The organism is Terasakiella sp. 4MB5A (assembly GCF_050058155.1).
In the GTDB taxonomy this organism is placed as follows: domain Bacteria; phylum Pseudomonadota; class Alphaproteobacteria; order Rhodospirillales; family Terasakiellaceae; genus Terasakiella; species Terasakiella halodenitrificans.
In genome coordinates, this window is the sequence record NZ_CP188815.1 from 1,611,034 (window position 1) to 1,625,848 (window position 14,815).

At 49.0% G+C, this 14,815-nt stretch carries 14 protein-coding genes; 9 read left to right on the forward strand and 5 right to left on the reverse strand.

What is annotated here, in order from left to right; genetic code table 11:
- Positions 1 to 106 precede the first annotated feature (106 nt).
- The 9 genes from ACI0FF_RS07475 (at position 107) to ACI0FF_RS07515 (ending at position 8,408) form a co-directional block, all read left to right on the forward strand.
- Positions 107 to 1,135 carry a glycosyltransferase gene (locus ACI0FF_RS07475; RefSeq protein WP_419799481.1) on the forward strand — a complete coding sequence of 343 codons (1,029 nt, stop codon included), beginning with the start codon at positions 107 to 109 and terminating at the stop codon, positions 1,133 to 1,135.
- Positions 1,135 to 1,887: a glycosyltransferase family 2 protein gene (locus ACI0FF_RS07480; RefSeq protein ID WP_419799482.1), complete on the forward strand. Its 753-nt coding sequence runs from the start codon at positions 1,135 to 1,137 to the stop codon at positions 1,885 to 1,887. Before ACI0FF_RS07475 ends, ACI0FF_RS07480 begins: the two co-directional genes overlap by 1 nt.
- Positions 1,887 to 2,921 (forward strand): glycosyltransferase, encoded by a 1,035-nt coding sequence (locus tag ACI0FF_RS07485; protein ID WP_419799483.1) that lies wholly within the window; start codon positions 1,887 to 1,889, stop codon positions 2,919 to 2,921. Before ACI0FF_RS07480 ends, ACI0FF_RS07485 begins: the two co-directional genes overlap by 1 nt.
- Positions 2,921 to 3,958, forward strand: coding sequence for a glycosyltransferase (locus ACI0FF_RS07490; RefSeq protein WP_419799484.1), 1,038 nt, complete (start codon positions 2,921 to 2,923; stop codon positions 3,956 to 3,958). The genes ACI0FF_RS07485 and ACI0FF_RS07490 overlap by 1 nt, the downstream gene beginning before the upstream one ends.
- 44 nt (positions 3,959 to 4,002) lie before the next feature.
- Positions 4,003 to 5,763 (forward strand): asparagine synthase (glutamine-hydrolyzing), encoded by a 1,761-nt coding sequence (asnB, locus tag ACI0FF_RS07495; RefSeq protein WP_419799485.1) that lies wholly within the window; start codon positions 4,003 to 4,005, stop codon positions 5,761 to 5,763.
- Between the two features lie 17 nt (positions 5,764 to 5,780).
- Positions 5,781 to 7,100 (forward strand): dihydroorotase, encoded by a 1,320-nt coding sequence (locus tag ACI0FF_RS07500; protein ID WP_419799486.1) that lies wholly within the window; start codon positions 5,781 to 5,783, stop codon positions 7,098 to 7,100.
- An 11-nt stretch (positions 7,101 to 7,111) separates the two neighbouring features.
- Positions 7,112 to 7,672 (forward strand): Crp/Fnr family transcriptional regulator, encoded by a 561-nt coding sequence (locus ACI0FF_RS07505; RefSeq protein WP_419799487.1) that lies wholly within the window; start codon positions 7,112 to 7,114, stop codon positions 7,670 to 7,672.
- Positions 7,673 to 7,755: 83 nt separating this feature from the next.
- Entirely contained in the window at positions 7,756 to 8,208 is a 453-nt protein-coding gene (locus tag ACI0FF_RS07510) for a FliM/FliN family flagellar motor switch protein (protein ID WP_419799488.1), read from the forward strand.
- Positions 8,205 to 8,408, forward strand: coding sequence for a hypothetical protein (locus tag ACI0FF_RS07515; RefSeq protein ID WP_417821228.1), 204 nt, complete (start codon positions 8,205 to 8,207; stop codon positions 8,406 to 8,408). Before ACI0FF_RS07510 ends, ACI0FF_RS07515 begins: the two co-directional genes overlap by 4 nt.
- A gap of 155 nt (positions 8,409 to 8,563) precedes the next feature.
- On the opposite strand, the gene ACI0FF_RS07520 is transcribed toward ACI0FF_RS07515, so the two are convergent.
- From ACI0FF_RS07520 to ACI0FF_RS07540, 5 genes are read right to left on the reverse strand one after another with little or no spacing between them, the layout of a single operon-like run.
- Complete coding sequence (locus ACI0FF_RS07520) at positions 8,564 to 9,697, reverse strand: acyl-CoA dehydrogenase family protein (RefSeq protein ID WP_419799489.1); 1,134 nt, start codon at positions 9,695 to 9,697, stop codon at positions 8,564 to 8,566.
- Positions 9,698 to 9,711: 14 nt separating this feature from the next.
- Positions 9,712 to 10,908, reverse strand: coding sequence for an acyl-CoA dehydrogenase family protein (locus tag ACI0FF_RS07525; protein WP_419799490.1), 1,197 nt, complete (start codon positions 10,906 to 10,908; stop codon positions 9,712 to 9,714).
- A gap of 31 nt (positions 10,909 to 10,939) precedes the next feature.
- Positions 10,940 to 11,680 carry an enoyl-CoA hydratase gene (locus ACI0FF_RS07530; RefSeq protein WP_419799491.1) on the reverse strand — a complete coding sequence of 247 codons (741 nt, stop codon included), beginning with the start codon at positions 11,678 to 11,680 and terminating at the stop codon, positions 10,940 to 10,942.
- Complete coding sequence (locus ACI0FF_RS07535; RefSeq protein ID WP_419799492.1) at positions 11,677 to 12,690, reverse strand: NAD(P)H-dependent flavin oxidoreductase; 1,014 nt, start codon at positions 12,688 to 12,690, stop codon at positions 11,677 to 11,679. Before ACI0FF_RS07535 ends, ACI0FF_RS07530 begins: the two co-directional genes overlap by 4 nt.
- Positions 12,687 to 14,792, reverse strand: a complete 2,106-nt coding sequence (locus ACI0FF_RS07540) for a 3-hydroxyacyl-CoA dehydrogenase NAD-binding domain-containing protein (protein WP_419799493.1) — start codon at positions 14,790 to 14,792, stop codon at positions 12,687 to 12,689. The genes ACI0FF_RS07535 and ACI0FF_RS07540 overlap by 4 nt, the downstream gene beginning before the upstream one ends.
- Between the last annotated feature and the right edge of the window lie 23 nt (positions 14,793 to 14,815).

The window sequence follows — 14,815 nt, forward strand, 5'->3', positions numbered from 1 at the left end:
GAAAGTGGGATATTTAATCGAATTTCGCAAGGCTCTTCTCTTTGCAGAATGTAAAAATCGACTTATAACAGCAGATAACGACTGATTATTTTCATCAGGGGATCCTATGCATATCACCATTATTGACGATTCAATCGCCTATGACGGCAACAGCCCGATGATTCAGCCTTTGGGCGGGACGGAAAAAGCCGTGGCTTCACTGGCGCCGGCTTTGGCAAAACGCGGGCACGATGTTTGTGTGATCAACCGTATTGAACAAGGGGCCATGATTGACGGAGTGTCATGGGTGCCGTTTGATGCACCGCGTCCGCCGGAAACGGACGTTGTGATATGCGTGAAGAAACCACAGTTGATGGATGAATTTCCCGATGTGGAAAATAAACTCCTGTGGCTGGCGACCCCCGCAAAAATTTTGAATAAGCCGAAATATCAGGCCTTGATGGAAAAACATAATCCGATTGTTGTTTTCATGGGTGACGCACATTATCGCACGTGGGAACCGTGGAAATATTTCCGCAAAGGGATTGTTACACCAGGCGTGCGTCACGAATATCTGACAGAGGCAGAATGCGCACCGCTTAAGCCGCCACGCGCCATTGTGACAACAAACCCCTTGCATGGACTGGATCGTCTGATTGATTTGTGGACGGATAATATTATGGGGCAAGTCGGCGATGATGCTGAATTGCATATCTATTCAGCGGGCTTGTTTAAGGCGCAAAACGGCGGGGATGTCCCGGATAAATTACGCCCGGTTTTTGACAAGGTGCAAGGCGCGGCAGAACATGGGGTGAAAGTACTGAAGCCTGGTTCGGATTTGGAAATGGCGCAAGCCTATCGTCAAGCCGCGTGCCATATCTATCCCGGTGTGGAAACCGAAATGTATTGTTCCACATTGGCGGAAACACAAGCCATTGGGTTACCTTGTGTCGCCCGTCCTATCGGGGCCTGTTCTGAACGGGTGAAGAACGGGCAGACCGGGTTCCTCGTGCCGGACGTGGAAAGTATGGCGAACGTAACGGTGCATTTGCTGACAAAATCAGCCTCACGCGAGAACATGAGCCGGGATTGCCGTATGATGCAACGCGCGCGTACATGGGATGTGGCGGCGGCAGAATTTGAGGCCCTGTTGTAATGCCCAAATTGTCCGTCCTGATTACAGCCCATAACGAAGAAGATCGTCTGGCAAGTTGTCTGGAAACCTTAAGCTTTGCCGACGAGGTTGTTGTTGTCTGTGATAAGTGCACAGATGCAACCGAAGAAATTGCCCGACGATATACGGATAAAGTGTTCGTCGGGGCGTGGCGTTTGGAAGGTGAACGGCGCAACACGGCAATTTCATATTGCAGCGGGGACTGGGTGTTTGAAATTGATGCCGACGAACATATGACACCTGAACTGGCGGCAGAAATTCGTCAAACCATTGAAACGACCTCTTTTGATTGGCATGAGGTTCTGGTTGATAATTATATCGGGGATCGTTTGGTGCGACATGGTTGGGGGGCATCCTTTGGTAAAGCGGCCTATCCCGGCTTGTTTAAAAAAGGGGTGAAAGAATGGGGGCCGGAACGTCTTCATCCTTCGTTGAAATGGTCGGGCGCAAAGGGGCCGATGTTAAAAGGGCGCATTCAGCATTATGTGGATCGCAATATTTCCGATATGATACGCCGTCTGGATAGTTACAGTACGGCACGGGCGAAGGATTTACGCGAAAGCGGCAAAGTCGGAAGTTTTACAAATAATCTAAGAAGGCTTTTCTCTCGCTTCTTCAAGTGCTATGTGTCACGCAAAGGGTACAAGGAAGGTGGCTATGGGTTTTTAATTGCCTTGTTTGCCGGGATGTATCCGCTTCTCTCTTATCTTAAAGCGACGTTGGAAAAAGAATAATGGCGCGCATTGTATTTGCCGATGACGGCATCGAATTTGATGGTAAAACACTGGAAGAACGTGCCCTTGGCGGGGTGGAATCTTCTGTCATTATGATGATGGAAGAATTTGCCAAGCGGGGGCATGAGGTCATTGTGCGCAATAAATGCAAGGCGCCAATGGTTTATAAAGGGGTGGATTGGGCACCGATTGAAAATGGCCTTCCCGATGAAGCCGACCTTTATATTGCAAACCGGGGTGACAAGCTGATTGATTTGATGCCAAAAGCCAAACGCACAGTATTTTGGACGCATAATCCGTGTCGGTTTATGGTGAAATGGCGCTATCTTAAGAAATTCTGGAAAGTGCGCCCGACGATTGTTTTTATTGGGACGTATCACGCCGATACATTACCAGGATGGGTACCCGATGGGGGGCGCAAGATCATCCCTTATGGAATCCCCGATATGTTTCGTCATGCTGAAGAGCGCATGGTTGCACCGGCACCGAAGGCGGTTTTTACATCGAACCCGTTGCGCGGTTTGGATTGGTTGATGGATCGTTGGGAAAATGAAATTCATCCGCAATCCCCCAAGGCTGAATTGCATGTATTTGGTGGGCCGAGTGTTTACGGATCCGTCGGGGCGGAAAAAGCAACCTTGATGGATCAAATTTTCAAGCGTGCGGAAAGTCTGTCTGATATCGGGATTGTTTTACGGGGGCCGGCCACAAAGCAGCAGTTGATTGAAGAACTGCAAACCGCCCGTATTATGACGTTTCGCGGTGATATTAACGAGACATTTTGTCTGGCAGTGGCCGAAGCGCAAGCCTTGGGGACGCCGACGGTCGTGCAGGATTTCGGATCTATGGCAGAACGGGTCGTGGATGGAAAAACAGGTTATGTCGCCCAAACGGATGAAGTCTTCAGCGCAGGGGCGATTAAGCTGTTAAATGATGATGAACATTGGTTTGAGCAACATAAAAATTGTTTGAAAACACAACGCAGCTGGGGTTGGGAACAAGCCTGTGCTGCATTTGAGGAGCTAATCCCTTAATGCGTATCTTGCAAACGATGGCAGGGGCCGAGTTTGGCGGGGCGGAAGTTTTCTTTACCCGTTTGGCGATTGCCCTGCAAAAGACCAATATTGAGCAACGTGTCATAATTCGTGAAAACACAACTCGTGCGCGCACATTGCGCGAAGGTGGTGTTGATCCCGTCCAACTGCCGTTTGGTGGGGCGTTGGATTTTAAAACGGGATTTGGTATCAAGCGCGAGATTAACAAATTCCAACCCGATATCGTTTTATCGTGGATGAACCGGGCGACAAAAAAAACACCGGCAGGCAAAGGGAAATTTGTCAAGGTTGCGCGTCTTGGCGGGTATTACGATCTGAAATATTATCGTGATTGTGATCATTTGGTCGGCAATACACAGGATATCGTTGATTATTTGGTCAAAGAAGGCTGGCCGCAGGACCGTGCGCATTATTTACCGAACTTCGTCGTGAGCGAACAGGCGGAGCCGGTTTCGCGTATGGATTTGTCCACACCTGAAGATGCGCCCTTGCTTCTTTCCTTGGGGCGCTTACATGAGAATAAGGCATTTGATACCTTGTTACGGGCCATTGCCCGTGTGCCCGGTGTGTATTTGTGGTTGGCAGGTGAAGGGCCTTTGCGCCGTGAGTTGGAATTGTTGGCAGAAGAATTAAGCATTCGTCCACGCGTACGTTTTCTGGGATGGCGCGAAGATACGGCGGCTTTGTTTGCGGCAAGTGATGTGTATATTTGCCCTTCACGTCATGAACCGTTGGGCAATGTGGTTTTGGAAGGTTGGGCGCAAGGTCGCCCGGTGATTGCTGCTGATAGCTTGGGTCCCGGCACCTTGATCACGCATGGTCAAGACGGGGTATTATGCCCGGTCGATGATGTTAAGGCGATGGGGGATGCCATCAAATGGATCTTTGGCGATCAGGAATTTGCCCATAAATTGGCAACAAATGGTTGGAATAAGTTCCAACAGGAATTTACCGAAAAGGTCGTGGTCGATAAATATCTGGAATTTTTTGAGAAGATTACCCGCGCCAAAGACTAAAACATCCGCATGATGCGGCAAAACTAAAAACAGGATAAGACAATATGTGTGGTATTGCAGGCTTTATGACCGTTGATGGGACGTCACCCAGCGATCAGGTGATCGAAGCCTTTACGCGTTGCCTTGCACATCGCGGCCCGGACGGGCACGGCGTTTTTCGTGAAAAAAATGTCGCCTTGGTGCAGACCCGTCTGGCAATTATCGATTTGGAAACGGGCGATCAGCCGATCTTGGATGATAAAGGGAATGTGATCAGCGCGAATGGCGAAGTTTATAATTTCGTTGAACTTCGGGCAAGCTTGCCGGATATGGCAATGAAAACCGCATCGGATTGCGAACCGCCTTTGCATTTGTATGGACGCAAAGGCTTGGCATTCGTTGATGATTTACGCGGTATGTTTGCCATTTCGATTTATGATCGTGAACGCGGTCGCCTTGTTTTAACGCGGGATCCGTTTGGCATCAAACCGCTTTATTATGCCGAAACGCCACGGGGGTTTGCTTTTGCATCCGAACCGCAAGCTTTGATCGGGGCAGGCTTGGTTAAGCCGGAAGTGCGTAACACGGCGCGTGATGCTTTTTTACAATTACAGTTTTCCACCGGACGACACACAATTTTTGAAGGTATTAAACGCGTTTTACCGGGTGAAACACTGGTCGTTGAACGGGGGCTGGTGGTCGAACATCATATTAAATTGGCCCTTCCACCCGGTGCGCCTCGTGCGGTAACGGAAGATGATGCCACGAAAAAGATGGAAGAGGCGCTGGTGAATAGCGTCAAGGTGCATCAACGTGCCGATGTTCCTTATGGATTATTTCTGTCCGGCGGGATCGATTCATCTGCCCTGTTATCCTTAATGGCAGAACTGAACGATAACCCGATTAAGGCTTATACGGCGGGCTTTAGTGGAACAGATGTTCCGGACGAGCGTCAACACGCACGTATGCTGGCGAAAAAAGTCGGGGCAGACCATACGGAAGTCGAATTTGATGAAAATGATTTCCTGAATTTGTTGCCCAAAGTTGCCGAAGCGATTGACGATCCGGTTGCTGATTATGCGGTTTTACCGACCTATAAACTGGCCCGCGAAGCCCGCAAAGACGTAAAAGTCGTGCTGAGTGGGGAAGGTGCGGATGAATTGCTTGGGGGATATGGTCGTTATCGGTCTTATTGCCGTCCGTGGCCTTTGCGTAAACAAATCCGGGGAACGGGTACATTTGACGGGCTTGGGATTTTCAAGCAGGAAATCGGTAAAGATTGGCATAAGGGCATTGATATTGCCGAACGTTATCTCAAGAAATTTGATTTTACTCGTTTGCAACGGGCCCAAGGAATTGATTTAATTGACTGGCTACCCCATGATTTGTTGATCAAGCTGGATCGTTGCCTGATGGCAAATGGCGTTGAAGGACGAACCCCGTTTCTGGACCCGCAGGTGGCAGAGGCCGTTTTCTATTTGCCGGATAGTTTGAAGATTCAGAATAAACTTGGGAAATCCATTCTACGCCATTGGTTAAACCGCCGCTTACCAGAGGCCCAACCGTTTTCTAAAAAGCGTGGGTTTAAGGTGCCGGTGGGACATTGGATTGCCAATCATGGGGCGAAACTCGGCCCAATGGTTGCTGATCAACCCGGTGTGGCGGCGTTTGGTGATCGGGATGCGGTGATTAAACTGTTTAAAACAGAAGGCAAGGAAGAAGGCTTTGCCGCCTGGACTTTGTTGTTTTATGCTTTATGGCATCAACGCCATATATTGGAATTAAAAACAGACGGGGATGTGTTTGAAGCCCTGTCTTTGACATAACTTGTTAGGAGACAACCATGTACGATATGATCCTCAAAGGCGGCATCTGTGCCACATTGGCGGGTATCGTGAAAACCGATGTTGCCATCAAAAATGGGAAAATCGCCGCAATTGGTGATATCGATGTCTCCAAGGCTGAACAGGTAATGGATGTCACAGGCCTGCATGTTCTGCCCGGCGTAATTGACAGCCAGGTGCATTTTCGTGAACCCGGTCTGGAACATAAAGAAGACTTGGCTACTGGTACGGCTGGGGCCGCGTTGGGTGGGGTGACGGCTGTTTTTGAAATGCCGAACACCAAACCGTCGACCATTACGGCAAAAGATATGGCGGATAAATGCCGCCGGGCCAAGGACCGCGTCTGGACAGACATTGCCTTTTTCGTTGGGGCTGCGGCTGAAAATGTTGAAAACTTGCCCGAACTGGAACGCCAACAAGGGGTGTCCGGTGTTAAAATCTTTATGGGCAGTTCCACAGGCAGTCTACTTGTAAAAGATGATGCGACCCTTGCACGTGTGCTGGCGTCCGGTAATCGCCGAGTTGCTGTTCATTGTGAAGATGAAGACCGTTTGGAAGAACGTTTTGAACTGGTGCGCGGTGGTGCGCCAGTTTCCATGCACGCCCAATGGCGTGATGCTGAAACAGCGGTACGTGCGACCACACGTTTGTTGAAGATCGCCAAAGGTGTGAAACGCCGTGTCCATATTTTACATGTGACAACGGCTGATGAAATGGAAATTTTGCCGCAATATCGTGACATTGCAACGGTGGAATGTACCCCGCAGCATTTAACGTTAAATGACGAAGCCTATGATCGCATCGGCACACGTGCGCAGATGAACCCGCCGATCCGTTCCCAACATCATGTGGATGCATTGTGGGAAGCGGTAAATCAAGGGGTGGTGGATTGTATTGGGTCCGATCACGCCCCACATACTTTGGAAGAAAAAGCCGCAGCTTACCCCAATAGCCCGTCAGGGATGACGGGGGTTCAAACGCTGGTGCCGATTATGTTGAACCACGTTAATCAAGGGCGTTTGAGTCTGGAGCGGTTTGTCGATCTGACAAGTGCGGGTCCGTGTCGCATTTATAATGTGGCAGCCAAGGGGCGTATTGCCAAAGGATATGATGCAGATTTTACCATCGTTGACTTGAAGGCAGAACGCACCATTACAGATAAGTGGATTGCGTCGCGTTGCGGATGGACCCCATATGACGGCATGAAAGTAACGGGTTGGCCGATGTCAACCATTGTACGCGGGAATGTTGTTATGCATGAAGGCGAATTGATCGGTGATCCATTGGGGACGGCAGTGCGCTTTGCTGAATGCCTGTAAAAGGACGATGTATGGAAGAGAATAAAGCGGAAGTTCAACAGTTCGAACGTCAAAAAATCGCCAAGGGTCGCCGCATTTTTAATGAAGGTGAACACGGTGATTATGCCTATATTGTTGAGACGGGCGAAATAGGCATCTATAAAATGATCGATGGCAGCGAAGTCGAGCTGACGGTGGTGCATCCCGGCGAAATCTTTGGTGAAGTTGCCGTTCTGGATGGGCGCGAACGCATGGCCTCGGCGATTGCAACGATGGAGTCTACTTTGATCGTTGTCTCGCCCGCCGCTTTGGAAGAACGGATTGAAAAAAGCGATAAATTTGTCAAAACTCTTTTACAGATTTTTATGACCAACCTGCGTGAAACGCACAAAACGTATAAAAATCCGAAACATAGTTTTGAAGGTCATATCAAATCGTTGAACCGGACCCTGAATGCTATGCGCGAACTGGTAACCATGACCGAGATGAATGACTTTAGGGAAGAAGTTGAACCTCATCTGGTGAATATTCGACGTGAATGTGATAAGCTTTATAAGCTGTCGCAAAAATATAGGGAAAAAATAAAAGGTTAGAGAATTTATTAACCTTTTTCGCTCTATAAACACACAGTTGGGAATGTGTCCCGACGATGAACCGTAAGAGTTAAGAGGCGCTTATGGCGGACGATGAAGACGATGACGATCTCTCCGTAGATTGGGGAGCGGCACTGGCAGAAGACCACAATGCACCGTCTATGGATGAAGACATGGACATGGCGGCAGCGTTGGCGGAAATTGAGGCTGAAGAAGCCCAAAAAGCAGCTGGTGGCGGTGGAAATGGCGGCGAAAGTGGCGCGACCTTGGGTGGTGCCCTTGGTTATAGTGAATCTATGGATGCCGTTTACGATGTCGAAGTCAGTATTCGTGCTGTTCTCGGTATGGCAGTGATGCCGATGAGCCAGATCCTGAAACTGGGCCGTGGGGCCGTGGTGGAACTGGATCGTGGTGTCGGCGACCCGATTGATGTCTTTTCCTCGGATCAAAAGATCGCAGAAGGGGAAGTCGTTGTCGTTGAGGATAAGCTGGCTGTAAGCATCGGGGATATTATGAGGTCGAAGCGAAGCCGATGAAAACCGAAACAGATATCTATAAAACAGCCAATCAGGTCATTGAGAAATTTGGTGACGAAGCCGCCCTATATGCCGCAATTCGGGGCGATGAGTTTCAGCGTTTAGGCAATCAGGAAGGCGAAGTCCTGTGGCGCCGCATTACCCGTGCTGTCGAAATCCTATTGACGAAAGAACGCCCGAAAAGTGCTGTTCTGCATTAGGGTACGAACGTATAAAATTTCCTGTGGCAATAAGCAATGTTGTCATCCCCGACCTTGATCGGGGATCCATTTGATTGGAAAGTTACCCAAAACACGTTGTCAGAAGCCAGGCATACCCTCTCCAGATAAAGAGAGGGTATGTTTTTATAGGCCTTCTATTGCGCTTCTTTCACCAAAACATTCAGGTGATAGTCTCGAGAGCCCAGTAAATTGTTGATACAGGTCAGGCGTTTAAAATAATGACCGACGCTGAGTTCATCGGTGACACCCATGCCGCCGTGCAATTGAACGGCTTGTTGACCGACGAACCGTGCTGCATTGCCGATGCGAACCTTTAACATGGCGCAGGCCCGTTCAAAACCTTCTGCATTTTCTGCGGTTTCAATGGCTGCATAGTAAAGCATGGATTTGGCTTGTTCCTTTTCCATGAACATATCGGCAGTACGGTGTTGTAAAGCTTGAAACTTGCCAATGGGGGCGCTGAATTGTTCCCGTACGCCTAAATATTCAGCGGTCAATTCGACCAGTTTTTCCATGATGCCGACGGCTTCGCCGGATAGATTGACGATCCCTTCCAACAGAACACGATGAACCGCGTCATAGGCTTGGTCCAGTTCCCCGATAACCGTGGTTTCGTCAAGGTTGACATTGTCAAAAGTAATGTCGGCGGCGCGCAGGCCGTCATTTGTTTCATAGCCCTTGATCGTCACGCCAGCTGTATCGGGGGTGAGGTTAAAAACACTCAGTCCGTTCTTATCACCATTTTGACCGGAGGTCCGGGCAACCACTAACAACATGTCGGCGTTTTGTGCGTCCAGAACCACAGACTTCTTACCGTTTAACACAAAGCCGTTATTGCTTTTTTGTGCTGTGGTGCGCATTTGTGTCAGATCAAAGGGGGCATGGCCTTCACTATGGGCGAGGGTAAGTTTTTGTGTCCCGGCAATGACATTTTCCAGAATGTTTTCTTTTTGATCATCACGAGCAAACTTGTTGATTAGGTTGCCCCCCAGTAAGGCCGTGGCGAAATAAGGTTCGACAACCAGGCCTTTTCCTAGTTCTTCCTGTAAGATGATCGTATCCAGAACGCTGCCGCCAATACCGCCGAAATCTTCGTCTACAGGCAGGGCAAGCCAACCAAGTTCTGCGAAGAGTTCCCAGTTTTTCTGGCTATAGCCCGTCTCGCTTTTGCTCAGCTTGCGGCGGGTTTCAAAGTCATATTCTTTCTGAATGAATTTGGATGCACTTTCGCGCATCATTTCCTGAATGTCGTTAAGAGAAAAATCCATGATCCGTCCTCTCCCTATAGCCCAAGCACTTGCTTGGAAATAATGTTTTTCTGAATTTCGTTGGTACCGCCATAAATGCTGACTTTACGATTGTTGTAATAAGTCGCACTGGTTTTTGCCGCAAATTGCGGGCCGACAGGTGTATCATTAAATCCGACGCGATACTGATCCGGGACATAGGGCAGGGCGTAAATGCCTGCAACCTCGACAAACAATTCGTTCAAGAACTGCATAATCTCTGTCCCTTTGATTTTCAGGATCGAGGATTCCGGCCCCGGTGCCTTGCCCGTGGAAACAGCGGATAAAACACGAAGTTCAGTATATTCAAGGGCTTTGAGTTCGATTTCAGCTTCGATCAAACGGGTCATGAAAACGGTGTTTTCTTTCATATTGACCAGTTCATCGTTCTGGGCATCGACCATTCGTTTCAGCGATGCCAGCAGGGCTTTGGACTCTGCCACGCGTGCAATGCCGGTGCGTTCATGGGTCAATAACACCTTGGCATAAGTCCAGCCTTTGCCTTCTTCCCCGATCAGGTTTTCTGCCGGGACACGAACATCTTCAAAGTGGACTTCGTTGACTTCATGGGTACCGTCGATAGTAATGATGGGATGAACACTGACCCCCGGTGTTTTCATGTCAATCAGCAGGAAACTGATGCCTTGCTGTTTTTTACCCGTGTCGTCGGTCCGCACAAGGCAGAAAATCCAGTCGGCATGCTGACCCAATGTGGTCCACGTTTTTGTTCCGTTCACGATGAAATCGTCACCGTCACGTACTGCCTTGGTTTTGAGGGAGGCCAGATCAGAACCCGCGTTTGGTTCGGAATAACCCTGACACCACCAGACGTTGGAGGCCAGAATATCGGGCAAAAAACGTTTTTTCTGTTCTTCATTTCCATAAGTAAAGATAACCGGGGCAACCATTGTTAAACCAAAGGGGATAATGCGTGGTGCATTGGCCTTGGCTGCTTCATTTGCGTAAATGTATTTTTGTGTGGCGCTCCAACCTGTGCCGCCATGTTCAACCGGCCAGTTGATCCCGGCCCAGCCTTTGGCGTGCAGGGCCTTTTGCCAGCGAACGTGATCGTCTTTGCTCAGGTAAATGCCTTTGGCTTGTTTTTCCTTGATGTCTTTGGGAAATTCGTTGGCAAAGAAATCCTGTACTTCTTTGCGAAAGGCCAATTCCTCGTCTGTTAAATGAATATTCATTGTGTCACCATTTTCAGTAAATAGATCATTGTTATTTCAGGGTTTCTTTGCGTGCGGTTTTAGATGCATCCGATTGCAAAAGCCGGTTAAAGGTGATGGCTTCGGCTTCGATTTGATCTGCGGTCGCATCTTGCAAGTGGGCTTTCATCAGGCGCTTGGTTTCCATTAGGGCCTGTGGGTTCTGTTGAACCAGCTTTTGAGCTTGTTCCCAGACAAAATCATGAATGTCATCTGGGGGAAGGATGCGATTGACAATGCCGTGCTCTTTGGCGTCTTCCGGGGTGAAATAATCACCTAACAAGAAAAGCTCACTTGCGGCGCGATGCCCGGCTTTTTGCGGTAATAACAAGGTGGAACCGGCTTCCGGGCAAATCCCCAGATTGACAAAAGGTAGGCGCAGACGGGCGTTGCTGGCGGCATAAACCAGATCACAATGCAGCAGCAACGTGACGCCGATCCCGATTGCCAGACCTTCGACCTGCGCAATAAGTGGTTTTTTGACGCGATGTAGGGTTCTCAGGAAGAGGTGACCTTTTGACGGCCCATTTTTAGGACGATTGTTGAAATCACCAAGGTCGTTTCCTGCGGTAAAAACATTTCCTTTGCCCCGGATCAGGACAACGCGCACATCCGTGTTGGCATCACCATCTTCCAACATGGTGCGCAGCCGGGTATACATATCGTTGTTAATCGCATTTTTTTTATCAACACGGTCCAATTCAATGATTTGAACGTGATCTTGAACGTGGGTTTTGATGAATTGCTCACTCATTGGCTTACCTTCCCGTCAAAATGTTCAAGGCGGGACAAGGCGGCTTGGTATTCGTCTTTCAGCGTTGCGATGATATTGGCAAGCGATGTGATTTTGTCGGTCATGCCTAAACTTTGTCCGGCGGAAAGCACTCCTTTGGTGACATCCCCTGTTTCGTATGCTGTTTTGCCGATTTTGCCGGCCACGTGAGGCAAAAGCATTTCAATCGTGATATCACTTTGTTCGCGTTCAATCGCCTGTACATAGTCAGTGGTATGGTTTTTAAAAGCACGAACCGTGTTGCGAATACTGCGCATGATCAATGCCGTGTCGCTTTCAGAAGCATGGATCAATGCTTTTTTATAATCAGGATGCGCCCAGATTTCTTCAGCAACCAAAAAACGAGTGCCGATGACAACTCCGCTGGCCCCCATTGATAAGGCGGCGACGATTTGGGCGCCGTGCCCGATCCCACCACCGATAAAATAAGGGATATTCAATCGTTTCAGGGCGAGAATGGAATTCACCATACTGCCGATCATTTCTTCACCCGGATGACCGCCGCATTCCGCCCCGACAATTGAAACGGCGTCAACACCGATTTGCTGGGCCTTTTGTGCATATTTAACAGCCGGTACCTTATGAATAATTTTAACACCCGCATCTTTGAGCAAGCGGACATCGGGTTCCGGGTTACGACCGGAGGTTTCCACGACCTGAACACCTTCATCAATAATCAGACGAAAGACATCTTCGGTTTTTTCCCCGGGGACCAGTTTGGGCAACATGGAGACATTGACCCCGAAAGGTGCCCCGTTGCTTTGTTGGCGACATTTGCGAATTTCGTGACGCAAATCGCCTTCGTCAGGGAAGCTTGCGGCGGTGATAAATCCTAAAATACCGGCACGGGCACACGCGCTGACGTAATTGGCATCGGACAACCACATCAAACCACCGGCGAGTATCGGGAACTTCAGTCCGAATGTTTTAATGAGATAATCCTGACGTGAAGGTATCGGCGTGTTCATCATTGCGTGCTTTCTTCCCAGTCACTCAGGCTTGTGTTTGTTTCAAGCAGATTTTGCAGCAGTTTTGATGGTGTCCAATAAAGATCACCGTAGCTTTCGCGATAGGCGCAAATATCTTCATAGACTTTGTTCAAGCCACGGGTTTGCGCAAAGAACATCGGGCCACCGCGATATTTGGGGAAGCCGTAGCCAAAGCAATAGACGACATCAATATCACTGGCACGCTGGGCAATGCCTTCTTCTAAAATCTTGAACCCTTCATTAATCAAGGCCAGCGACAAACGGTTGAGGACTTCTTCATCACTCATAGTTTTGCGCGTAACGCCAAATGCAGCGGCCTCACGTTCAATGATATCATTGACGCTGGGGTCTGCCGTGCGGGCCTTGGTTTCCGGATCGTAGATATAATAACCGGAACCGGATTTCTGACCGATCCGACCCATTTCAAACAAGACATTGGGAATGCGATAACTTTTGGGGTCACCTTTTTGTTCATCACTTAAGGCTTGGCGGGCCTTGTAACTGATATCCAACCCGGCAAGGTCGGCAACCATTAACGGCCCCATTGCCATGCCCCAATCCATCATGACTTTGTCGATTTGTTCTGGACTTGCCCCTTCAATCAGGCACATTTGAACTTCACGTTGATACTGACGCAACATGCGATTGCCGATAAAGCCGTAACAGACACGGGCCTGAACCGGGACTTTCTTGATTTTACGAGCAAGGGCCATTGCGCTGGCCATGACATCGTCCGCCGTTTCATCAGCGCGTACGATTTCCAGCAATTTCATAATGTGTGCGGGGCTGAAGAAATGCAAACCGATCACATCTTGGGGGCGCTTGGTAAATTGGGCGATTTCATTGATATCGAGATAAGACGTATTAGTTGCCAAAATCGCACCGTCTTTACAGACTTGATCAAGTTTGGTGAATACGTCTTTTTTAACCTCAATACTTTCAAAAACGGCTTCGATGACCAGATCGACATTTTTCAAGTCATTGTAATCCGTTGTGCCGCTGATCAAGGCAATCCGCTTTTCGCTTTCTTCTGGGCTGATGCGGTTTTTTGCCGCCATTGAACGGTAAATTTTGACGACATTGGCAAGGCCTTTGTTTAATGCGTCATCGTTGATTTCCAGCATTTTAACTGGAATGCCTGCGTTGGCAAAATTCATGGCGATACCGCCACCCATCAGTCCTGCACCGATAATGGCAATGGACTGGATGTCGCGGGTGGCGGTATCTCTGGGGAGATCTTTAATCTTGGCAGCTTGTCGTTCGGCAAAGAAAATATGGCGCAGTCCGGCAGATTGATCGGAGGCACGACATTGCAGGAAGGCACCGCGTTCTATTTTCATACCATCGGTAAAGTTTTCTTTTGTGGCGGCTTCTACACAATCGACAATCAATTGGGGAGCGTTTTGATTGCGTAACTTCTTTGCATATGTTTTGCGATATTCATCAAAGATCGCGCCATTAAAGCTATTTCTATCGATTTCTTGTTCGCTGGCACGGCGCAAAGGTGCCTTCTGAGCAACCAATTCTTTGGTGTAGGCCAAGGCCTGAGTTTTGAGGTCACCTTCTGCAAAAACGTGATCAATAAGATGGTCCTCAAGGGCGGTTGATGCTGAAATTGGTTTACCGGATAAAATCAGGTCCAATGCCACTTTTACACCTGCCAGACGTGGTGTGCGTTGTGTGCCGCCCGCACCGGGAAGCAGTCCAAGGTTAACTTCGGGCAGTCCGACCTTGGCACTGGCAAGGGCGCAACGATAATGACAGGATAAGGCTGTTTCAAATCCCCCGCCAAGGGCTTGACCGTGCAGGGCCGCAACGATCAGTTTATCTGATTGTTCGAGCGTATTGAGGACATCAGGCAGAAAAGGTTCTTGCGGTGGTTTGCCAAATTCGGAAATATCCGCGCCTGCGATAAATGTTTTGCCTGTGCAAATCAGCAACAAGGCGTCGCTTTCATCATTTTGGGCCTGAAGAACGGTTTCAACCAAACCGACACGCACCGCATGGGACAGGGCATTGACTGGCGGATTGTCGATGGTAATGATGCCGATATTTTCAATAATTTCGTAACTGACGGGGGACATGAAACTTGCTCTCACTTATTGGT

What these genes read in the sequence shown, in the direction of transcription:
- ACI0FF_RS07475 (WP_419799481.1), top strand. Translation starts at nt 107, where the DNA reads ATGCATATCACCATTATTGACGATTCAATCGCCTATGACGGCAACAGC.
- ACI0FF_RS07480 (WP_419799482.1), top strand. Translation starts at nt 1,135, where the DNA reads ATGCCCAAATTGTCCGTCCTGATTACAGCCCATAACGAAGAAGATCGT.
- ACI0FF_RS07485 (WP_419799483.1), top strand. Translation starts at nt 1,887, where the DNA reads ATGGCGCGCATTGTATTTGCCGATGACGGCATCGAATTTGATGGTAAA.
- ACI0FF_RS07490 (WP_419799484.1), top strand. Translation starts at nt 2,921, where the DNA reads ATGCGTATCTTGCAAACGATGGCAGGGGCCGAGTTTGGCGGGGCGGAA.
- asnB (WP_419799485.1), top strand. Translation starts at nt 4,003, where the DNA reads ATGTGTGGTATTGCAGGCTTTATGACCGTTGATGGGACGTCACCCAGC.
- ACI0FF_RS07500 (WP_419799486.1), top strand. Translation starts at nt 5,781, where the DNA reads ATGTACGATATGATCCTCAAAGGCGGCATCTGTGCCACATTGGCGGGT.
- ACI0FF_RS07505 (WP_419799487.1), top strand. Translation starts at nt 7,112, where the DNA reads ATGGAAGAGAATAAAGCGGAAGTTCAACAGTTCGAACGTCAAAAAATC.
- ACI0FF_RS07510 (WP_419799488.1), top strand. Translation starts at nt 7,756, where the DNA reads ATGGCGGACGATGAAGACGATGACGATCTCTCCGTAGATTGGGGAGCG.
- ACI0FF_RS07515 (WP_417821228.1), top strand. Translation starts at nt 8,205, where the DNA reads ATGAAAACCGAAACAGATATCTATAAAACAGCCAATCAGGTCATTGAG.
- ACI0FF_RS07520 (WP_419799489.1), bottom strand. Translation starts at nt 9,697, where the DNA reads ATGGATTTTTCTCTTAACGACATTCAGGAAATGATGCGCGAAAGTGCA.
- ACI0FF_RS07525 (WP_419799490.1), bottom strand. Translation starts at nt 10,908, where the DNA reads ATGAATATTCATTTAACAGACGAGGAATTGGCCTTTCGCAAAGAAGTA.
- ACI0FF_RS07530 (WP_419799491.1), bottom strand. Translation starts at nt 11,680, where the DNA reads ATGAGTGAGCAATTCATCAAAACCCACGTTCAAGATCACGTTCAAATC.
- ACI0FF_RS07535 (WP_419799492.1), bottom strand. Translation starts at nt 12,690, where the DNA reads ATGATGAACACGCCGATACCTTCACGTCAGGATTATCTCATTAAAACA.
- ACI0FF_RS07540 (WP_419799493.1), bottom strand. Translation starts at nt 14,792, where the DNA reads ATGTCCCCCGTCAGTTACGAAATTATTGAAAATATCGGCATCATTACC.